Below are 21739 nucleotides of genomic sequence, written 5' to 3'. Positions count from 1 at the left end.
TCTTACATGCGGAACACGCCAAATTTGGTTGGCTGGATTGGAGCATTCATAGCAGCTGCAAGACTTAAACCAAGTACCTGACGAGTTTGAGCTGGGTCGATTACACCGTCATCCCAAAGACGAGCAGAAGCATAGTACGGATGGCCTTGACGTTCATATTGTTCACGAATCGGTTGTTTAAATTCATCTTCTTGTTGAGCTGACCACTCGGCACCTTTTTGCTCAATTTGATCACGTTTTAACGTTGACAGTACGCTCGCTGCTTGTTCGCCGCCCATGACTGAAATACGAGAGTTCGGCCAAGTCCATAAAAAGCGTGGTGAGTAAGCACGTCCACACATACCGTAGTTACCTGCACCAAAAGAACCACCAATAATCAAAGTGAGTTTTGGTACATTTGCGGTGGCAACTGCCATAACCAATTTAGCGCCGTTTTTTGCAATCCCTTCATTTTCATACTGGCGGCCAACCATAAAGCCCGTAATGTTTTGTAGGAATAACAATGGAATATTGCGCTGTGTGCATAGCTCAATAAAATGCGCGCCTTTTTGAGCAGACTCGGAAAATAAAATTCCGTTATTGGCAATTATGCCGACTGGCATACCATAGAGTGAAGCGAAACCGGTAATGAGTGTTGAACCAAAGCGTGCTTTGAACTCATCAAAACGAGAGCCATCTACAATACGGGCAATCACTTCACGCACATCGAAAGGTTTACGCGCATCACTTGGAACCACGCCATAGAGTTCCGATGCATCAAACAGAGGCTCATCAATTTGCTTGTTTAACTCATTTGGCTTTTTATTTAAGTTAGCAACAATGTTACGTGCAATCGCAATTGCATGTTCATCATTTTCAGCTAAATGGTCAGCCACACCTGAAAGACGTGTGTGGACATCACCACCGCCTAAATCTTCACTGCTCACCACTTCGCCAGTTGCAGCTTTTACCAAAGGAGGGCCACCTAAGAAAATCGTACCTTGATTACGTACAATAATGGTTTCATCAGACATGGCAGGAACATAAGCACCACCTGCGGTACAGCTACCCATTACTACAGCGATTTGGGCAATACCTAGGCTCGACATACGTGCCTGATTGTAGAAAATACGCCCGAAGTGATCACGGTCTGGAAAAACCTCATCTTGCATTGGTAAATAGGCACCGCCTGAATCCACCAAATAAATACAAGGCAAGTGATTTTGTTCAGCAATTTCTTGTGCGCGTAAATGCTTTTTAACCGTAAGGGGATAATACGTTCCACCTTTAACCGTTGCATCGTTGGCAACGATCATGCAAGTGATGCCGTTGACCTGACCAATACCAGCAATCACACCCGCAGCAGGAACATCATCTTCATAAACGTTGTACGCTGCCAACTGACCAATTTCTAAAAATGCCGTGCCGACATCAATGAGTTGATCAATACGTTCACGAGGTAAAAGTTTACCTCGAGCCAAATGTTTTTGACGGGCATTTTCACCACCACCTAAAGCAATACGCTGGGCAACTTGTTTGAGATCTGTGACCAATGTTTGCATGGCTTGCTGGTTTGTTTTGAAGTCTTCGCTTCGAACATTAATCTTGCTTTGTAATTGGTTCATAAGATGCGTCCTTATTTATAATTATTATTTGGTTTCATTAAAAAGTTCGCGGCCAATCAGCATGCGGCGAATTTCAGAAGTTCCGGCACCAATTTCATAAAGTTTTGCATCGCGCCATAAACGACCAGCAGGGAATTCATTGATATAACCATTACCGCCTAAAGTCTGAATGGCTTCACCTGCCATCCAAGTTGCTTTTTCGGCAGCATATAAAATGGCACTTGCGGCATCTTTGCGTAAACTGCGGTCATGATCCGCTTTGTCACAGGCAGCACCAACAGCATAAACGAGCGCTTTACATGCCAACCAAGTTGAATACATATCGGCAAGTTTGCCTTGCATAAGTTGGAATTCACCTAACGCCTGACCAAACTGTTCGCGTTGATGTAAATAAGGAATGACCACATCTAGACAGGCATCCATAATGCCTAAAGGTCCGGCACTTAAAACTGCTCGTTCATAGTCCAAACCACTCATGAGTACTTTTGTACCGTTACCCACGCCGCCGAGTACGTTTTCAGCAGGTACTTCTACATTGTCAAAGAACAGCGGGTAAGTGTTAGAGCCACGCATACCGAGTTTGTCTAAGTGGTTGCCGTGACTAAAGCCTTTCATGCCTTTTTCAATTAAAAAAGCAGTCATACCTTTCGCGCCAGCTTGCGGATCAGTTTTAGCGTAAACCACGAGTACATCTGCATCACCGCCGTTAGTGATCCACATTTTTGAACCATTTAAAACGAAGTGATCACCTTTTTGTTCAGCACGTAATTTCATGCTGACGACATCAGAACCCGCATTCGGTTCAGACATCGCAAGGGCACCCACATATTCACCGGAAATCAATTTTGGTAAATACTTTTGTTTTTGCTGCTCGTTACCGTTACGGTTAATTTGGTTTACACATAAATTAGAATGAGCACCGTAAGACAAACCAATGGCTGCCGAAGCACGAGAAATTTCTTGCATAGCAATAATATGAGCTAAATAACCCATATTGGCACCGCCATATTCTTCAGAAACCGTCATGCCTAAAAGGCCCATATCTCCGAATTTTTTCCAGAGATGTGCAGGGAATTTGTTGTCTTGATCAACTTGTTGGGCAATAGGTGCAATTTCCTTTGCACAAAATGCCGCTACTGAATCTTGAAGTGCAATTAAAGTTTCATCTAGACCGAAATTCAAGCTGCGTAGGTTCATGGTATTTTCATCCTATTGGTTATATTTGTTGTCCATAAAATATTTTGTGGGTATTTGATAAGTAACATACAATGATTTTTTGAAAAAGTGAATACTGATTCATAAAATGATTTACAATTCATTTTATTTGTTAGAGAATAAATTATGAGCTATAAACGATCATCTTTAATGCAAGAGCGGATGGAGCAAAATCGGAAGTCGATTTTGAATTCAGCCAGAAAAATAATTTCAGAGGGAGGATTTAAAGACGCGCAAATACAAACAATTGCAGAGCAAGCGGGTGTATCTAGTGGACTGGTTTATCGCTACTTCGATAATAAAAGCCAAGTGCTCATTGAAGTTTTGTCTGATGCGATTAATACAGAGCTATTGGTCATCGATTCGATTACCGAAAGTGATTTATCGGCAAAGCAGAAATTGCACAAGGCGGTGGCAACCTTTGTAAAACGGGCACTGAATAGTCCTCAGCTTGCATATTCACTTATGTTTGAACCCGTCGATTCAACGGTTGAACATGAGCGTTTTCGTGTGAAGCAATTGATTAAACAAAGTATTAAAAAAATACTTGCGGATGGAAATGCAAGTGGTGAGTTTGTCTTGGATGATTTAAACACAGCAGCACTTTGTGTAGTCGGTGCTATGACTTATGTGGTGGTTGAACCCCTAGACCCAGCTCAAAATACAAAGTTTGATCATGCGCATAAAGACTATTTTTCAAAACAGATTGCTGACTTTTGTGTGGATGCTGTGCAGAAGAAATAGGGCATATAAAGGATATAAAACAACACAAAATAAGTAGTTTGGAAAAGTAGTTGCAGTAACAACAATTAGATCAGGTAAGAAGAGAATTAAAAGAATCAAGGAGAATGATTCAATGCAACAAGAACGGTTAAGCTACGCCTCGGGACCAAGCACACAGCCCTTATTGGGTATGACCATTGGTGAACAATTTGATCAGGCTTGTCGGCAATATGCTGAAAAGGAAGCAATCGTTAGTTTCCATCAAAATAGACGATTAACCTATAAAGCTTTACAGGATGAAGTAAACGCTTTTGCTTGTAGCCTTTTAAAATTGGGATTAAAAAAAGGAGATCGCTTAGCGATTTGGTCGCCTAACTGTGTGGAATGGACGGTAACCCAATTTGCAGCTTTTAAAGCAGGGATTATTTTAGTCAATCTAAATACAGCTTATAAAAGCCATGAACTTGAATATGTATTGAATAAAGTCTCATGCAAAGGATTGATTATTGCTTCTCAATTCAAAACGACTGATTACCAAGAATTACTCACAAAAATTGCCCCTGAGTTAACTAACAGTTTAGATAAAGTGCTCAGTTCAGCGAGACTGCCACATTTAAAATTTGTCATTAAAATCGATGACCAACAACATACGGGTATTCATCGTTTTAGTGATTTAGTTACTACACCCACTTCTGAACAGCTTGAGCAATTAAAACAATTAGCGAAGCAACATCAGTTTGATGAAACCATTAATATTCAATTTACCTCAGGTACAACAGGTAACCCTAAAGGAACCATGTTGACCCACCATAATATTTTAAATAATGGCTATTTTGTGGGGGAAGGCATTCGTTTAACCCCTCAAGATAAAGTCTGTATTTCTGTGCCGTTGTTTCATTGTTTCGGCATGGTGATGGGGAATTTGGCATGTGTTACGCACGGCGCAACTATGGTCTATCCATCGGCGGTATTTAATCCTTTAGAAACTTTAAAAGCGATTCATCAAGAACGCTGTACGGCAGCTTATGGCGTGCCTACTATGTTTATTGCGACATTAGAACATGAGCAATTTAATGAGTTTGACCTGTCGAGCTTAAGAACAGGAATTATGGCAGGTAGTCCTTGCCCACGTGAAATTATGCAACGTGTGATTGACCGTATGCATATGTCTGAAATCACCATTTGTTATGGTATGACTGAAACCTCACCAGTAAGTGTACAAAGTTCGGTAAATGATTCAATTGATAAACGAGTAAGCACGGTTGGGCATGTTCATCCGCATGTTGAAATTAAAATTGTCGATTTAGAAGGGCAGATTGTTCCGCAAGGCACTTTAGGTGAGTTATGCGTTCGCGGTTATTCAGTCATGGCTGGCTATTGGGGCGAAGAAGAAAAGACCAAAGAGGTCATTGATTCAGCTGGCTGGATGCATACAGGTGATATTGCCGAAATGGACCAAGACGGTTTTATTAAAATTAAAGGCCGTATTAAAGATGTGGTGATTCGTGGTGGGGAAAATCTCTTTCCAAAAGAAATTGAAGACTTTTTATATACCCATCCAGATGTAAGTGATGTCCAAGTTATTGGTTTACCAGATGCCAGATATGGCGAAGAACTCTGTGCTTGTATTATTTTGCATGAGCATCATCAAATTGATGAAAACAGTATTCGCCAATTCTGCAAAGAGCACATTTCTCATAATAAAGTGCCGCGTTATGTCCGATTCTTTAATGAGTTTCCAATGACTGCTTCAGGCAAAGCACAAAAGTTTAAATTGCAGGAAATTATGCGAGCTGAGCTGAATTTAACTGGAAATGTCTTTGATTAAAGAAGTCGAAAGCCCGTTCAAAGTGCAGCAAATTATAAATTTAAAGGCAGTTTAAATAGAGGATAAGCAAAATGGCAAAAGACTTTAATAGCCCAAAAGTAGTCGAAGGATATGACGAACATATTCGTAAATTAATTCCAGGTTATGAAGTTATCCATCAACAGGTGGATGCCATTTTGCAATCGGTGTTGAAACCTAATGCTCATATTTTAATTGTGGGCTGTGGTACTGGGTATGAACTCGAGTATTTACTTAAACGACATCCGAACTGGAAATTTATAGCAGTTGATCCATCTTTGACCATGCTGCAAAAAGCTCAGGAACAGGTTGAACTTTTAGATAAATCTTCACAAGTAACCTTTGTACATGGTGAAACTTCGGCTTTGCCTCTTGAGAGTTGCTTTGATGCTGCACTTTCTATTCTCGTGGCTCATTTTATTGCAGATGACATAAAACCCGTTTTTTTTAAAGATATTTATGATCGCTTAAAGGAAAAAGCGGTTTTACTTACTTACGATTTAATGACGTGTGTAAACCCACAGCAGCTTCAAGCACTACGTTATTTATGCTTGGATCAAGGTTTAACGGAAGAGCAATGTCAGAAAATGTTAGAGCGTATGGCACAAGACTTTTTTAGCTTAACCACTGAAGGATATATCAAACTTTTGCAAAAGACTGGTTTCGAGAGCGTACAGCCATATACGCAGATTTTGACTTATCAGGGTTTTATTGCAAAAAAATAATGTCAGTAGAGACAAAGGAATGTTGTCTTAACACCTAAATATTCTCAATGAGGATGAGAATATAAAAAAACGAAAAAATTAGAAGAACTAGCTTTACCTATAACACATTAAAAAGTGGCCTCAATGCTGCTTAAGGGAGGTTTTGTCTAAAAAATATGAGGAAGACTTTCTAGAGGAAGAAAGTCTGATGTTTAAGGGCCTGTTTTAGATAGGTATACAACAAAAAGGATGTCGAGATCTTTAAGTCTAATTAAAGATCAAAAAAGGAAAGTTTTATGATAAATGCTTTAAATACAACGGTTCAAAAAAGCCTATTGGCAGTTTCTGTGACCCTGTTTGTGTCTTCTGCTTTTGCAGGTCAAACAGATCCTGAAATAGAACAACTTCGCCAAGAAGTAAAAGAACTACGGGCTATGCTACAAGCCAACATGCAAGCTCAGAAATCTTTATCGCAACAAAGAGTAGAGCTAGCAACTTCTGCAATGCCCCAAGCTGCTCAGCCTACAAAACAAGGGTTAACTAAGTCTGGTGCAGAATTTAATTTATACGGTTATATACGGGCAGATGCTTCTTATCAAATGAAGGGCGCATCTACCATGTATAACAATATTAGTGGGGTTCCACTCGAAAATACGCCTGAAGAATCTGCTCAAAAAGACCAATTACACAGTACCGTTAATGTGACACGTTTCGGGTTGAATTTTAAAACCCCAACTGCTGCGGGTGATGTGGGCGGGAAACTTGAAATGGACTTCTTTGGGGCTGCTACTCGGGATCAGTTTCGGATACGCCATGCTTATTTAACGTTTGATAAATGGCTCATTGGTCAAACGTGGTCAACCTTTATCGCACCTGAATATTATCCGGAAACGATTGATGCAGGCACATTTGTAGGCAGTGCATTATTAAGATCACCGCTCGTCCGTTATAGCGATAACTTAACGGCAAATACAAGCTTTGCAATATCGGTTGAAGATCCGAAATATACTGCGACCTCAGACCCAGATAATAAAATGCGTTTACCAGCTTTGGTAGGACGCTTAAATCATAAATTTGCCAATGGTTCGATGTTATCTGCCCGTAGTCTAGTTGCCGAAAAAAGAACTAATAATGATGACCAAGTCGCTTGGGGCGTGGGCTTCGGCGGTAAATACCAAATTACGCTCGATACATTACTCAAAGCCGATTATTACCATGTCAAAGGAGATGGGCGTTTCTTGCTATGGAGTAACAGTGGCTATGCAATAGATGATCAAAACAATATGCATAGCAATGAATTTGATACCGTTTCTTTCGGTATTACTCATCAATTTACGCCACAAATTCGTTCAACCTTAGCTTATGGCTATATGAAAGCCAAAGATGATAACCGTTTTGCTGAATTACAACGTAATAGCACCACCCAAAATAAAGAGCTTTGGCAGGGCTGGGTGAATGCACTTTATAACCCATACAAACCAATTACCTTGGGGGTCGAATATGTGTATGGCGAACGAGAAACTTTTGATGGCCGTAACGGGATTGATAACCGCTTCAATATGATGGCGAGTTATGACTTTTAATTTATTCAACAAGACCTTGAATAATCTGTTTTTTCTTTAGGGTGCAGTATGTCGTTTTAAAAAATTAAATATGAATTTATCTCACAGAGGAGGTGAGTAAATGACAACATCTAAATTAAATGTAAATGAAGTTATTGATCAGGCCCGATTTACCCCTTTTCACTGGAGCATTTTGCTTTGGTGTTTATTAATTATTATTTTTGATGGTTACGATCTGGTGATTTATGGCGTTGTACTGCCTTTGCTCATGCAAGAGTGGTCATTAACAGCTGTACAGGCGGGGATGTTAGCAAGTACAGCACTATGCGGAATGATGTTTGGGGCAATGTTCTTTGGAACTTTGGCAGACAAAATAGGCCGTAAAAAAGTAATTTTAATCTGTGTGACTTTTTTTAGTGGTTTCACCTTTTTAGGCGCTTTTGCATCAAGCCCACTTGAGTTTGGCGTACTTCGATTCTTGGCGGGACTGGGCATTGGTGGGGTCATGCCAAATCTAGTTGCTTTGACCTCGGAATACGCACCTAAACGTATACGAAGTACGCTGGTGGGGACCATGTTTAGTGGTTATGCGATTGGTGGAATTCTTTCAGCCTTAATTGGTAGTTATTTGGTTGAAAGTCAGGGGTGGCAAATTATGTTTTTAATTGCCGGTATTCCACTATTTTTATTACCTGTAATCTGGAAGTTTTTACCTGAGTCATTAACTTTTTTAGTTAAAACAGGTAAAACTGAACAGGCACATAAAATTATTCAAAAAATTTCACCTGAACAAACACTAACAACCCATACGCAATTAGTGCTTAATGAAGATAATGTTCCAACAGGCAGTTCTGTAAAAGGATTATTTCAACAAGGCCGTGCCTTCAATACACTCATGTTCTGGCTCGTATTCTTTATGTGCTTACTCATGGTGTATGCCTTAAGTAGCTGGTTACCAAAACTCATGCTGGCAGCAGGGTATTCATTGGGCAAAAGTATTTTATTCTTGCTTGCTCTAAATGTTGGCGCAATGATCGGTTCAATCGGCGGGGGTATTTTGTCTGATAAATTCCATCTAAAACCTGTAATTATGGGAATGCTACTGGCAGGTGTTGTTGCTTTAGTCGGTTTAGGTTTTAAGTCACCAGCCTATGTTTTATATGGTTTGGTGACTGTGGCAGGAGCAGCAACGATTGGTACTTCAATTCTTCTTTATAGTTACGTTGCACAATATTATCCATTGAGTGTGCGTTCTACTGGAATTGGCTGTGCTTCTGGTGTTGGTCGTATTGGGGCTATTGTTGGACCTATCTTAACGGGCCTGTTATTGGCTTTAGAGTTACCACATAAGATGAATTTTGTGATGATCGCAATTCCTGCAATTTTAGCGCTTTTCGCCGTCATGGTTTTAAGACGATATGCAGCTGAAAAACAGCCTATTACACCAAAACTTAATGTCGAGTTAGAGGGTAATTAATCCATATGGATACGGGTAGGGAGCAAATTTCTACCTGTATCTGGACGTTTTATTGATTAACTAATTCGTTTAAATCAACTAGATTTGCCATTTGCTGATTACCTTTATCATTTGGATGTAAATGATCTCCAGAATCATAAATTGGATTTAATCGATCGGAATGTTTTGAATCTTTTAAGCCTTGCTCAAGATCAAGAACTCCATCAAATGTTTTACTGGTTCTCATCCAGTGATTAATGCGCTGGCGTAATTCATCTTTATTCGGTTGGTAATAATTATCTAAAGGTGTATTAGGTAAGGCACCTGAAAATGGAAGTAAGGTTGCACCAATTACCTGAATACCTTGTTGGTGAGCTTCTCTCACAACACGTTTATAACCTTCGGTTAATGCTTCAAAAGAAGGTATTTGCTGTTTAGAAGCAAAGGCTGTACCTGGCCATGAAATATCATTAATACCAACTAACACAATTAAAGTTTTAACACCTGAATATTGAAACACTTCACTGTTTAAACGTTTTAAAGCACTGTCACCCATACCGTCTGTAAGTAACCGATTCCCAGAAATTCCACTATTAATGACCGCTATTTTATGGGTCGATAAGCGCTTAGCTAAAAAGTCAGTCCATCTCGTATTTGCATCCAAAGTTGCAGTTGCGCCGTCGGTAATGGAGTCTCCAATGACTGCAACAACATGTGCTTTATGCTTTGGTTTTACTTCAATAGCCGATAATAATAATCGCGCAGTTGTTGTTTTTGCACTGCTGGGCGTATTTAAGTTCGCGGTCTGATTGCCCGTAATGAGCCAACTGGTTTGTTTCGCATCCCAATGAAAAGTTTTAAATGCAGTGGGCTTTTCAATAAAGCTATTTACCATTAACTGCGCATGATCGGGAACAGGTAGTTGAATTGGATCACTAATCAGTTGTTTGCCAGGTAAAATTTGTGCTTTAAGTTTCCCAGAAAAATAAACAGGATAAGCACTCTTAGCTTTTAGACTTTGTCCTTTGAATATTCCCACAGTTGTTTTATCAATAGATAACGGTTGATCCCCATATTGATTGGTAAAAACAAGCCGAACAGCTTCACCACCTAAACTAATTTGGCTGATTTGTTTGATGGTCTGATTCGTTATTTGCTCTGGAATATTGGTCGGGAAAACGAAATCTTTATTCCAGACTTTTTGGGGGCTGGCTACCCAAGTGGTAATCCATTGGCTCTTTTGTACTTCTGCTTGTGCAAAGCTCGTAAATAAAATGAGAGAGAATAGGGCAGGTTGATAAAGTTTCATCTCGTGAACTCTTTAAAACGAATTAAAGTTATCTTGAAATAAATTGCTGGCTTGTTATAGCGGGCTAAGCGGAATAAGATTTGTGAATACAATTCATAAATAAATTTTGTTATGTCATATTTTGATATTAATCGGTCTGGCGAGTTGGCAATTTTTATACGTGTGGTCGAACTTGGAAGTTTTTCAGCCGTAGCACGAGCATGTGACATGACGCCGTCTGCGGTCAGTAAGTTAATTTCTCGGTTGGAAAAAAGACTTGGTGTCAGACTGCTGAACCGTTCGACACGCCAGTTTCAGCTGACGAGTGAAGGATGCCAGTTTTATGAGCAAGGTCTTCAAATACTCAATAATTTAGATGAACTAGAACAATCCGTTACCGCAAATCACATGCCACAAGGGCGAATCAGAATTCATACTAGTCTTTCATATTGGACGCATTTTTTATTACCGTGTATTTCCTTATTTAATCAGCGCTATCCACAAATTGAATTAGAGGCTCATTTGAGTGATGAAGTCATTAATTTAGTTGAGCAACGGATTGATGTTGCAATTCGTACAGGGCCTTTAAAAAGCTCAAATTTGGTTGCTCGCTCACTCGGAAGCACGCAGAAACATTACGTCTGTTCACCTGCATATATTGAAAAGTATGGTTATCCGCAACACCCAGAACAGTTATACGAACATCAGCTTTTAGACATAAGTTACCAACGTCAAAATAAAACGTGGCTTTTTAAAAAAGACGATCAAGAAATCACACTTGCTCCCACTAAGGTTTTACGGGTAAATCATGGAGAAGCCATCTTACAGTTAGCGCTTGCAGGTGCTGGTATTGCACAGCTTAACCAATTCCAAGTCAAAAAAGCTTTAGAACAAAAACAGTTGGTCAAAATCCTTGAAGACTGGAATATCAAGGCTTCAGAAGAATTTCATGCTGTTTGGATTGGTCATGATAAATATGTCCCTAAACGTGTACGTGTATTTTTAGATTCTCTGGTAGAACATGCCCTTATAAGGTAGATAGCTATTTTCTAGCACTAAATTGGCACTGTCGCATTGTTGTATTCATGGTGTCTACAAAGTTCATTTTGGCATCAATATTCTGCAAACTCACTTTTGGTAAGTTTTCAACAAATTGTGGTGAATAGTGTTGTTCTAAAGAGTTATAAATACAATTACACTGTGAAACGTCATGTCCTGCCCAAACACAATGCGCATTAAATTCTTTTTTGCTCAATGGTCTGCATCCTATTAAATTTAAAACACTTATCGCAAGCAGGCTCACCAGAACAAAACGACGTAGAAAAAACATTATTGTTACTCTGCATAGGTTGTTGTTATCGCTAAGTGATGTTGATAGAAGTTCTTATCTTTATGCGGTTTTTTTGAATACATAAAACCCTTACCTAAACTTATATAGATGGGTAGGTAAAAGGATTAAATAAACAATTTTTGAACTCTATATAAGGTTTTTATTTTAGAGAGATGTGAGGGGCGATCTCTAAAAAATGCCTGAATAAGTAAAAGATGTCGAATATAAATATGATTAATAAAAGAATTTAAAAAATATAAAATAATAGTCATGAGTGACTCCTTAATTAAAGAAGTTAAGCCCATTCATTGCTAATCATTATGGTGGTGAAACGAAAGAGGGTTAGCAGACTGATACCTAAGAAACCAGCACACCCGAAGGTGTCCCACTCTCGTTCCTCCATCAAAGGCACGAGGGGCTTCACACCAAAAAACGTGTTTTTAGTGCACTTAGGTAGACGGTCTGCTAAAACCGACTGACAAAATTGGTCAGCGCGAGCATCATAAGCTGAGCATTAGAGTGGGTCAATTGCAAAAATAAAAGATTGATTTATATAATTTCATATAAATATTTGCCTGTTTTTATTTAGAAAATAGAAAAACTAAAACGCATAACATTAATATAACTCATTTTTATTTTACGTGAGGTGTTGTTTTTTAATCATATATATCAATTATTTATTAATTGTTTATTTATATAGTATGTCAATGTCATTAATTGGATGTATGGTTTTGCTAAACTATTTAATAATTCTATTTTTATAAGTTGGACTATGGAGTGTATGCACTTCATGCCAAAAAATAACCAGAATTTCAATTGCAATAAATATAATTTTACTGATCATATTTTAGGTTTTTACATAAGCTTGCATAATCTACAAAAGTTAAGAGAACCACAGCAGTAGGCCAACATAAGATAATGCTATTCGTAAGCCTACATTTTAATATTTATAAAGGTGATTTAAATGGTTAGAATCTTTTGTGCAGTGAGTATGGTACTTGTAATAGCGATGGGCGTGAGCGCATGCCAAGACCGCAATTCAAGAAATGATGGAATGCGTGGAGCAAGTGATCCAGCAGCACCTCATGATATCAATAGAAATTCACAATAATTAGTTTTATTTAACAAAGCCTACTTATTAAGTGGGCTTTTTTTATTGTTATTTGATCTAAAAAATATAGCATAATAAAAATTAAATATATGAAAATATAATGTTTATCAGTTATTTATTATCTATTTTCTGCTTGGCAATCTAAGTGTTACTGAATTGTTGTAAAATGAATATATCTTTTCAAAAAGTTAATAAAATAAAAACAATAGCTTACTTATATTCATCCAAAATTCATTTTAGTAATAATGAACTATAAAGGTAAGGATATGCCCCAATATTTAAAAATAGCTGAGAAAATATATCAAAATGTCAAAGAAAAAAAAGGTTTCACGGATGAGTCGATGGAAGATCTTAACAATTTGATGATCGAACTCAAACATGAAATAAAAGGGACACAGCTAAAGCTTTTATATAATTATATTGATTTCGCTGAACTGCTAATTAAGCCTTTGCAAGAGTCAAAAATTAAATTGGATTTAAGTCTTATTCCTAAAAGTAAAAATACACAGGAGTTTGTACTCTGGCTTGCTGGTTTCATTGAGCGGATTACTACGGGTGGACAAGAGAAATTACCTTCAATTCGGGCCAAAATTACATTACCAGCTTATGCATATGAGGAAACTTATCCTTTACAGAAAAAGCCGGTAAATAATGGTGAAGAAATAATTGAATATTTTAAGAAAAATCAAAATTGATTTTTAACGAAAACCTGAATTGATTATCTAAGTGAGGTTTTTATTTTGATAAGCCATTAATTATAGGTATTGAAGATGACATGTTTGTTTGTACATTTTACACAAGCAACTTGCATTAGCGATTAGGAAATTTATGGTATAAAAGCAAAAGTGAGCAAAACAAAACGATAAAAAAAGCCTATTTCCCAGGGCCAATAGGAAATAAGCTTATAGCTTTGGACCGTTTGAGGATGTTAAATATCATCCCATGCATCTTTAATGGCTTGTTTCGCATGTTCCCATTTTAAGCGAGACTCAGCTTTGAGTTCTTCCCATTTTTGCTGCAAACTACCTTCCATGTCTTCAAACTGAGTTCCTTCCTTATATTCAGAACGAGCCCGATGACCAAGTTCATAAGCTGTAGAAAAGTCACGATCATAATCTAGATCTGGTGTTGTTAATTGCGCTTCTTGGTAATAAGGTCGGGTAAGATAGCTTTCACGCCAGCGCGAGTCAGAATAGTTATGATCGCCAGCTACTAGTTGAGCATGATCTGTATTTTGATCTGTCATTAGAATTCCCTCATATTTTATTAAATTTTATGCTTATATTAGATTTAGGAAGGTGAGTTCACCTTCCTAAATGATCGACCGCATCAAAGAACAATTACAAACGATTAACGTTGTTGGTTGTTATTTGAATTTTGTTGGCCAGAATCTTTTTGGTTAGATCCTTGTTGTTGGCCACGGTTATCATTTTGCTGTTGCTGCTGATTATTGCGTTGTTGATCGTTTTGCTGTTGGTTACCGTGTTGTTGTTGATTACGGTTGTCATTTTGCTGTTGTTGCTGTTGCTGATTATTGCGTTGATTTGCTTGATTATTAGTAGTGCTCATTTTTTAATACCTCATATCAATTATGACGATGTGTTTTATCTGAGAGCTTCAGATAGGGTTATTAAAACATGTAGCTTTAAAATGTGTAGGGTAGGGGTGTTACCCCATATTTAAATGTAAATTTAAAAACTATTAATTTTAAATAACTCGCTGATTTTTAGTGAATGTGATTTTTAGTCATAAACATAATTAATATGAATGTTTAAAAAATTACATTTCAGCACATAATATTTAAGAAAGATAATAAATATTTCCAAATGTATATTTGTTAACTTTTTATATAATTTAAGAGGCTTTTTTATCTAATATAATAAGTTTTATATCTTGAGTAATATAGTGCGTCAAATTTCTAAGTTTTAAAAAGGCTGGTCCTTTTAAAACACGTCTAAAATTATAAAAATTATTTTTATAATATATTGAATAAAAGAACGTTCCTACAGGTTTTTCCTCTGTTTCAGAACCCCTTTTCTTTAAGAGACCTGTGCAGGCAACATACAGTTCAGCATGCAAAAGTTCCTTTCCTATATTAATCATTTCAACAGTCACTTGCATTGATTCGGCAGTATATTTTTCAATAAGTTGCTCTGAAATATGCAGGGTGTTTTCCTTTATTAGAAGATCATAACTTACAAGACTACCTATAAGGATATCTCCTGAATAAGGACTCAAAGAAAAACGATAAGCAAGATAGCCAGCCGAAGCGCTTTCAAAAAAAGCAATTTTGATTTTCTTATCTGCTAATAATTTACAACATGAATTAAACATTCTAATTCTCCCTTTAATTATTTTTTAAATGTTATAGAACTATTTGAAATTTTGATTCGTTATTTTTAACGGTTTATTTTTGATGGTTAAATTAATGTAAATTTAGATTAATTTTTGCAAATTTTATATAAAAACAGTGGCTTAAATAATTCTAAAAATTTAAATGTAATTTTACGTGAATTTGTATATCTTTGAATTTTTTGATTTATGTGTTTTATCTTAATTTTTAATAACGCAAAATAACAAACTTAAAACTTGATTATAATTCGGGTGACGTATGGTAATTGATATCTCACAAACGGAGAATGAAAATGCCTGTTGTAGTGAAAGAAAGATTATTAGACTTATTACAAGATAATCAAAAAAATTATTATGAATTGTTTGTTTTTTTTCTTGACCCTGATGTTTCAAATTTTGAGAAAGAGAAAAAGGCAAGAGATTTACTGATTAAAGAGATTGAAAAATTAGAGATAGAGGAAATAGATTTTCCTTCAGATATCAATTCGATTAAATCATGGTGTGTGAACGATAATAAAAAAAATTGTCAGGAATTTCAGGCATATTTAAACCGTAGACAAGCTGGTCAAGATAGAGAGTATTTTCAGAATGTTGCTCAGGCGTTTGAATTTCTCATAAAAGTATCGCCGACTAAAAAGGTCGATGGTGCATGGTTATATAGCTCAGTGCATTATTGGAATGATCCAGTCTTTCATGAGCTCATTATTACTTATTTGGAAGAACTTGGTTTAGGTGAACCGAAAGCGAACCATGTCTGTATTTATGATGACCTTTTACGCAGTCTCGGACTCGACAGCTTCGATTTGCTTTTAGAAGACGAATACTATCATCAAGCAGTCGTTCAGCTAGCACTAGGGTATGCACCACCTGAGTTTATTCCTGAAATGGTCGGTTTTAATTTAGGATATGAACAGCTTCCACTGCATCTTTTAATTTCAAATTATGAGTTTGCCGAATTAGGCATTGATTCTAAATATTTTAATCTACATATCACCATTGATAACATTGACAATGGGCATGCCCATAAAGCCATTAAAGTTATTGAAGATATTTACAACAAATACAGAGATAAAGAGCTTTTCTTTACCAAGTTAAAACAAGGTTTTGCCTTGAATAACCGTGGTGAATCTTCCTCAAATATTATCAAGAATTTAAATCTTGAAGACTTTGTTCATAAAATCTTGAAAAGAAAGGCACTTGTCGGGCAGCTCATTCATAACGAAACCAGACAGTTTGGCTGCAAAACCATTAATCAATGGCTATCAAACCCTGATGATATTGCAGGTTTAATCACTCATTTAACTGAACAGAAATGGATTAAGTTTAATACTGACCCTGAACAGAGCGTGTTCTGGCGAATGATTAATGAAGAAAATGGAAAAATGTTTGGGGTATTTAACCCTGTAGAGCGCCAAATTATTCATGACTGGATTGCTGGTAGTGATCATTCTTCTAACTTCTTGGCATACAGCCGAGAACTTAAGAATAGCCAGCGTATTCAGGACTATTTATTTAGTTATATCTCTGATGGCGAGCTTGATGCACTGCAACAGCGCGTGCTGCAATCGAGCGATCTTGCAATAAAAATATGCAAACTTACCCCATTTCTAGCCCCTGATTCTCATCATAAAAGTATTGGTCTTTGGAGTACTCGTAAATACGTAGAACTTCTTTTTCCTTATTTAGGTACGTTTAAAAACTAGTTTGATAAACGTTTTCAACTTCAACCCCAAGTTTAACTTTCAAAACATAGGTAATGGACATGAACGACAAAACTAAATTAACTAATAAAACAAGTGAAATGGCTGGCGCCGATGCAGCAAATAAAGCCAATACTACCCAGAAAACTGAACAGTTAGACACAGTAAGAGATGATGCAACCAATGAGGCATTAACCACCAATCAGGGGGTTAAAATAGCGGATAACCAAAATAGCTTAAGAGCGGGTATTCGTGGCTCAACTTTATTGGAAGATTTCATTTTAAGAGAAAAAATCACCCACTTTGACCATGAGCGTATACCTGAGCGTATTGTGCATGCGCGTGGTGTAGGGGCGCATGGTTATTTTCAGGCATATGAAGGAAATGAACGTTTAACCAAAGCTGGTTTTTTAACAGACCCAACTATTCAGACGCCTATTTTTGTACGTTTTTCAACAGTGCAAGGGCCACGTGGTTCAGCCGACACCGTTCGTGATATTCGTGGTTTTGCAATTAAGTTTTATACCCAAGAAGGTAACTTTGACTTAGTGGGAAATAACGCACCTGTCTTTTTTGTGCAAGATGGCATTAAGTTTCCGGACTTTGTGCATGCAGTAAAACCTGAACCCGATACAGAAATGCCAACAGGGGCAACTGCACATGATACTTTCTGGGATTTTGTGTCTTTAGTTCCAGAATCTGCACATGCGGTAATTTGGGCAATGTCAGACCGTGCGATTCCACGTAATTTACGTTCAATTCAAGGGTTTGGTGTGCATACCTTCCGTCTAATTAATGCCGAAGGTAAATCACATTTCGTAAAATTTCACTGGACACCAAAACAAGGTTTAAGTGCGCTGGTATGGGATGAAGCTCAGAAACTTGCAGGTAAAGACCCCGATTTCCATCGTCGTGATCTTTATGAAGCAATTGAGCAAGGTTTTTATCCAGAATGGGAACTCGGCGTGCAGATTGTCGAAGAAGAAGATGAAATGAACTTCGACTTCGATTTGTTAGACCCAACCAAAATTATTCCTGAAGAATTAGTTCCTGTTACGCCAATTGGCCGATTTGTTTTAAATAGAAATGTCGATAACTTCTTTGCTGAAACAGAACAGGTGGCTTTCTGTCCGGGCCATGTAGTACCTGGTATTGATTTTACAAATGACCCACTTTTACAAGCACGTCTATTTTCGTATACAGATACCCAATTAAGCCGTTTAGGTGGACCAAACTTCCATCAAATTCCAATTAATAAACCAGTGTGTCCATTCCATAACAATCAACGTGATGGCATTCATCAACATACCATCCATAAAGGCCAAGCCTCATATCAACCAAACTCAATTGATAATGATTGGCCAGCAGAAACACCACCCGCTGCTTCAAATGGTGGTTTTGAAAGCTATCCTGAACAAATTAGTGGTCACAAACTTCGTCAAAGAAGTGAAACCTTTTCCGATCATTTTTCACAACCGCGCCTTTACTATAAGAGCCTTGCACCGCATGAGCAAAAACATGTGGTCGATGCCTATACTTTTGAATTAAGTAAAGTTCAAAGAAAACATATTCGTGAGCGCCAAGTTCAACAAATTTTAGCAAATATCGACCTCGATCTGGCACGTCAAGTCGGTGCGAACCTAGGTATTGAAGTGCCTGACTTAACCTTAGATTATAAGAAAATAGCAATTGAAAAATCCGCCAAGTTGTCTTTTTTAGCTTTCCCACCTGAGGATATTCAAGGTAGAAAAGTTGCTGTACTTATTCATAATCTTGTGAAGTCAGATACACTTGAAGCTATTAAAAATTGGGCGATTAAAGAAGGTGTGGTTGTTCATTTACTAGCGCCGAGCTTGGCTCCAGTAAAAGATCATAAAGACAGTATTATTGTAGCTGATGGTATGCAAATGGCTGAACCTTCAATTGCTTATGATGCTGTAATTGTTCCAGATGGCGATAATTTAAATGCAGTGATGCAAGATGGGGTAGCGCGCCATTATGTACTAGAAGCTTATAAGCATTTAAAACCAATTGCATTTTTAGGTAATAAATCTGATTTGCTTGAGCCACTTGGTTTAGTTGCAGATGAAGGAACTTTAATAGAAGATGAGTTCCAGCCTATTGCGGAAAAATTTAAAAATCTGATTAAAGCTCATCGGGTTTGGTCACGAGAACAAATAGCCGCACACGTACCGGCTTAAATAAAGAAGCCCTGAAAGTTAATTTTTTAACTAAATGAAATTGCTGCCTTAACTACGACAATAATGTGGTAATCAAAAACGCGATGCCTCTGGACGTTTTACGTCTTAAGCAGATAGTTTTTGAGAATAGAGGAGGCATTATGCCTCCTTTATTTTTATAATTTTATAAGCTTATGAGTGAGTAAGAGGGTGTAGGCCTTTTACAATATCTGTAAATTCTGAGCCATTTAACCAAAAAGATTTCTTTAAAAATAGTGTCGTCATAATACTTTCAGCTGCTTCACTTTCCGGATTTTCACAGAAAATTCCGTAGCTTTCACCTAATACCGCATCATTTTCAATAAGACGGATAAAGTAAGCATGTTGCTCATTTGCATAACCTAAAACTGCATCACGTTGATTTTTCATTTCGCATGTCTCCATACCAAAAACTGAATCTAACTCATATTTAAGTGTCCAGAATTTCATTTGATAAAAATCAAAACAGTCAGTAATAAGGACTATTTCACAATAGGTTTTGATTTTCTTCAAATTGCCATTTTCGTTTTAGCATCCCTGTTAAAAGCAAAATGGATTAAAATCTGATCATGAGATTTATTGTTATGCAAAAAAAATATTTCGTCAACTTGAAAGTGTAACTTTTTCAAGTTACATTGTTTGTGTAGGATTTGAACGGTGAGATGGAGGCGGTATGCCAAAGAAAAAAGAATTCGAGCATGGCGGTGCACGGGAAAATGCTGGTCGTAAAGCACAGTTTAATGAACCCACCAAAGTGATTCGTGTTCCTGAATCTCAAGTCAACTTTATCAAAAATTGGTTACTGAATAATGTCAAAACTGATAACCAGACAGATTTTAGTTCAAAACTAAAAATACAACAGGTTCATCCAAACAACGATAAAATTTATCAGATTCCTTTGGCAACAGAGCGTGTTGCTGCAGGTTTTCCTTCTCCTGCGCAAGATGATATTGAGCAAGCGCTCGATTTAAATGAATATTTAATTAGAAATGAAAATGCTACCTTTATTGTTAAAGCCAATTCTTTATCCATGCTAGACGCTGGAATTGATATTAATGATCCGCTTATTGTGGACCGTAGTATTCCCGCTAAATCGGGTGATATTGTGATTGCACTCATCGACAATGATTTCACTGTGAAGCGCTTAATGATTGATAGTCAATTTAAGCCGCCTAAAGTTTGGCTAAAAGCAGAAAACCCTGATTATCAGAATATTTATATTGAAGAGGGGCAGGAACTGGTTATTTGGGGAGTGGTGACTTATAACCTCAAACGAATGAGATAAATTTTTCTTATATTTTACTATTCAAGTTACTGACCCGAAAAGTGAGTCAGTAACTTTTGCTAAATGACTTTTAAATTTGCCCGATCAATAAGCACGTTGCGATAACGACCATCAAACCACCTGAAAAACGGCCGACTAACTGTGCTGCTTGTGGTCTGGTTTTCAAAATAGCCTCTGAACCATAACCCACCATTAAGTAAATTATTGTGCAGCTAATCATGTGGACAACACCAAAGGCAAGAATTTGTGTTGTCACTGACCATGAAGCAGTAGTATCAATAAACTGAGGAAGCAGCGCTAAAAAGAGCAAAAAAACTTTCGGGTTTAACCCACTCACATAAACGCCTTTGGTTGCCCAGCTCAACCATGACTGAGCCTTTTCAGAACCAGATTTGTTCGGAGTAGGAGGGGTAAGTAATAAGTTTATTCCCATCCATAACAAATAAGCAGAACCCGCCACAGTAAGAATCATCAAAGCAGTTGGGTTATTTGCTACAAGCAGACCAACACCAGCCGCTACCAATAAAATCGTAATAAAGTGCCCAAATAACATACCTGCAACAGCAGGTACGACGACTTTGCCTTTAATGCCTGCCGAAATGGCATAGGCCCAGTCTGCCCCTGGCGTAATAATAAAAAGAATGGAGACACTCCAAAATGCAATAAAAATGTTAAAAGCCATATGCTTATCTCGGCAAACTATTTTCCAAAGGTTTCGCTCGTGGTTTAGAAAAAATCCCTATTTATTCGAGCTTGTTGAAAATAATATGCTCATGTATTTAGAATGTGCTTTTAAATGTTTGCTCATATCACACTCATTTGGGGTAAATTTTTCTAAATGGATCGCACAGATAAAAAGATTCTTGCTGAATTGCAATTAAATGGCCGATTATCTATTACTGAATTGGCAGAAAAAGTCGGCTTGAGTATTTCACCTTGTCATAGACGAGTGAAGGCTTTAGAAGAGTCGGGAGCAATCAAAGGCTATCGGGCAGAACTCGACCCAAACTTAGTGGGATTTGAATTTTCAGCGATTGTTTTTATTACGCTTAAAGAAGGTGATAAACAGGCAGTCGAGAAGTTTGAAAATGCCGTAATTGATATTCCACAAATTATTCAAGCGCAGCGTTTGTTTGGTGAGCCAGATTACTTGTTGCATGTGGTGGCTAAGGATTTACCGGCTTTTCAGCGTTTGTACGATGAAAAATTATCTGCTATTCCAAGTGTGCAACGACTCATCTCAACCATTGTGATGAAAGATGTAGTGCCTGAACGTTTATTTCCGATTGGCTAAGAATCATCAGATATAAAAAAAGAAGCTTTAAAGCTTCTTTTTTAGTTTCG

Annotated in this window: 21 protein-coding genes; 12 read left to right on the top strand and 9 right to left on the bottom strand. The window is 37.4% G+C overall.

The genetic code is table 11. The annotated features are described in order from the left end of the window. Positions 1-2: 2 nt before the first annotated feature. The gene (locus MSG95_RS03520) at positions 3-1604 is read right to left on the bottom strand and encodes a carboxyl transferase domain-containing protein (RefSeq protein ID WP_077165860.1); all 1602 of its coding nucleotides are present in this window, start codon (positions 1602-1604) and stop codon (positions 3-5) included. A 24-nt stretch (positions 1605-1628) separates the two neighbouring features. Beyond that, complete coding sequence (locus MSG95_RS03515; protein WP_002114559.1) at positions 1629-2801, bottom strand: isovaleryl-CoA dehydrogenase; 1173 nt, start codon at positions 2799-2801, stop codon at positions 1629-1631. 144 nt (positions 2802-2945) lie between these two features. On the opposite strand from MSG95_RS03515, the gene MSG95_RS03510 reads away from it, so the two are divergent. The 5 genes from MSG95_RS03510 (at position 2946) to MSG95_RS03490 (ending at position 9131) form a co-directional block, all read left to right on the top strand. After that, positions 2946-3563, top strand: a complete 618-nt coding sequence (locus tag MSG95_RS03510; protein WP_000120687.1) for a TetR/AcrR family transcriptional regulator — start codon at positions 2946-2948, stop codon at positions 3561-3563. Between the two features lie 112 nt (positions 3564-3675). Then, on the top strand, positions 3676-5370 hold the full coding sequence (locus MSG95_RS03505) for an AMP-binding protein (protein WP_077165859.1): 1695 nt from the start codon (positions 3676-3678) through the stop codon (positions 5368-5370). A 71-nt stretch (positions 5371-5441) separates the two neighbouring features. Beyond that, positions 5442-6113, top strand: a complete 672-nt coding sequence (locus tag MSG95_RS03500; RefSeq protein WP_324624515.1) for a class I SAM-dependent methyltransferase — start codon at positions 5442-5444, stop codon at positions 6111-6113. 278 nt (positions 6114-6391) lie between these two features. Next, positions 6392-7675, top strand: a complete 1284-nt coding sequence (locus tag MSG95_RS03495) for a DcaP family trimeric outer membrane transporter (RefSeq protein ID WP_139344799.1) — start codon at positions 6392-6394, stop codon at positions 7673-7675. Between the two features lie 100 nt (positions 7676-7775). Beyond that, positions 7776-9131, top strand: a complete 1356-nt coding sequence (locus MSG95_RS03490) for an MFS transporter (protein ID WP_077165856.1) — start codon at positions 7776-7778, stop codon at positions 9129-9131. A 49-nt stretch (positions 9132-9180) separates the two neighbouring features. Here the strand turns inward: MSG95_RS03490 and MSG95_RS03485 are convergent, their stop codons facing one another. Further along, the gene (locus MSG95_RS03485) at positions 9181-10419 is read right to left on the bottom strand and encodes an SGNH/GDSL hydrolase family protein (RefSeq protein ID WP_077165855.1); all 1239 of its coding nucleotides are present in this window, start codon (positions 10417-10419) and stop codon (positions 9181-9183) included. A gap of 111 nt (positions 10420-10530) precedes the next feature. Between MSG95_RS03485 and MSG95_RS03480 the strand changes: the two genes are divergently transcribed. Continuing rightward, positions 10531-11436 (top strand): LysR family transcriptional regulator, encoded by a 906-nt coding sequence (locus MSG95_RS03480; RefSeq protein ID WP_077165853.1) that lies wholly within the window; start codon positions 10531-10533, stop codon positions 11434-11436. A gap of 4 nt (positions 11437-11440) precedes the next feature. On the opposite strand, the gene MSG95_RS03475 is transcribed toward MSG95_RS03480, so the two are convergent. Next, entirely contained in the window at positions 11441-11728 is a 288-nt protein-coding gene (locus tag MSG95_RS03475) for a hypothetical protein (RefSeq protein ID WP_077165852.1), read from the bottom strand. Positions 11729-12692: 964 nt separating this feature from the next. Between MSG95_RS03475 and MSG95_RS03470 the strand changes: the two genes are divergently transcribed. Both MSG95_RS03470 and MSG95_RS03465 read left to right on the top strand, forming a co-directional pair. Continuing rightward, positions 12693-12839: a hypothetical protein gene (locus MSG95_RS03470; RefSeq protein ID WP_077165850.1), complete on the top strand. Its 147-nt coding sequence runs from the start codon at positions 12693-12695 to the stop codon at positions 12837-12839. 266 nt (positions 12840-13105) lie between these two features. Continuing rightward, positions 13106-13534, top strand: a complete 429-nt coding sequence (locus MSG95_RS03465) for a hypothetical protein (RefSeq protein ID WP_151819529.1) — start codon at positions 13106-13108, stop codon at positions 13532-13534. 233 nt (positions 13535-13767) lie between these two features. Here the strand turns inward: MSG95_RS03465 and surA1 are convergent, their stop codons facing one another. The 3 genes from surA1 to MSG95_RS03450 form a co-directional block, all read right to left on the bottom strand. Continuing rightward, positions 13768-14085, bottom strand: a complete 318-nt coding sequence (surA1, locus tag MSG95_RS03460; RefSeq protein ID WP_077165503.1) for a surface antigen protein 1 — start codon at positions 14083-14085, stop codon at positions 13768-13770. Between the two features lie 104 nt (positions 14086-14189). Next, on the bottom strand, positions 14190-14408 hold the full coding sequence (locus MSG95_RS03455) for a hypothetical protein (RefSeq protein WP_049064913.1): 219 nt from the start codon (positions 14406-14408) through the stop codon (positions 14190-14192). 285 nt (positions 14409-14693) lie between these two features. Beyond that, positions 14694-15173: a CinA family protein gene (locus tag MSG95_RS03450; RefSeq protein WP_077165504.1), complete on the bottom strand. Its 480-nt coding sequence runs from the start codon at positions 15171-15173 to the stop codon at positions 14694-14696. 311 nt (positions 15174-15484) lie between these two features. Between MSG95_RS03450 and MSG95_RS03445 the strand changes: the two genes are divergently transcribed. Both MSG95_RS03445 and katE read left to right on the top strand, forming a co-directional pair. Then, on the top strand, positions 15485-16894 hold the full coding sequence (locus MSG95_RS03445) for an iron-containing redox enzyme family protein (protein ID WP_151819353.1): 1410 nt from the start codon (positions 15485-15487) through the stop codon (positions 16892-16894). Positions 16895-16947: 53 nt separating this feature from the next. Then, positions 16948-19092, top strand: a complete 2145-nt coding sequence (katE, locus tag MSG95_RS03440) for a catalase HPII (protein WP_077165506.1) — start codon at positions 16948-16950, stop codon at positions 19090-19092. A 171-nt stretch (positions 19093-19263) separates the two neighbouring features. On the opposite strand, the gene MSG95_RS03435 is transcribed toward katE, so the two are convergent. Continuing rightward, positions 19264-19500 carry a hypothetical protein gene (locus tag MSG95_RS03435; RefSeq protein WP_004702323.1) on the bottom strand — a complete coding sequence of 79 codons (237 nt, stop codon included), beginning with the start codon at positions 19498-19500 and terminating at the stop codon, positions 19264-19266. 283 nt (positions 19501-19783) lie between these two features. Between MSG95_RS03435 and MSG95_RS03430 the strand changes: the two genes are divergently transcribed. Further along, positions 19784-20395, top strand: a complete 612-nt coding sequence (locus MSG95_RS03430; protein WP_019458855.1) for a LexA family protein — start codon at positions 19784-19786, stop codon at positions 20393-20395. A gap of 70 nt (positions 20396-20465) precedes the next feature. Here the strand turns inward: MSG95_RS03430 and MSG95_RS03425 are convergent, their stop codons facing one another. After that, positions 20466-21077 carry a LysE family translocator gene (locus MSG95_RS03425; protein ID WP_077165507.1) on the bottom strand — a complete coding sequence of 204 codons (612 nt, stop codon included), beginning with the start codon at positions 21075-21077 and terminating at the stop codon, positions 20466-20468. Between the two features lie 156 nt (positions 21078-21233). Here MSG95_RS03425 and MSG95_RS03420 point away from each other — a divergent pair, with 156 nt between their 5' ends. Continuing rightward, entirely contained in the window at positions 21234-21689 is a 456-nt protein-coding gene (locus MSG95_RS03420) for an Lrp/AsnC family transcriptional regulator (protein WP_000376211.1), read from the top strand. Positions 21690-21739: the final 50 nt, after the last annotated feature.

This window comes from Acinetobacter sp. IK23, assembly GCF_035615275.1.
Lineage (GTDB): Bacteria > Pseudomonadota > Gammaproteobacteria > Pseudomonadales > Moraxellaceae > Acinetobacter > Acinetobacter seifertii.
The sequence above is the reverse complement of the archived record's forward strand: the minus strand, read 5'-3'. Positions and strand labels throughout refer to the sequence as shown.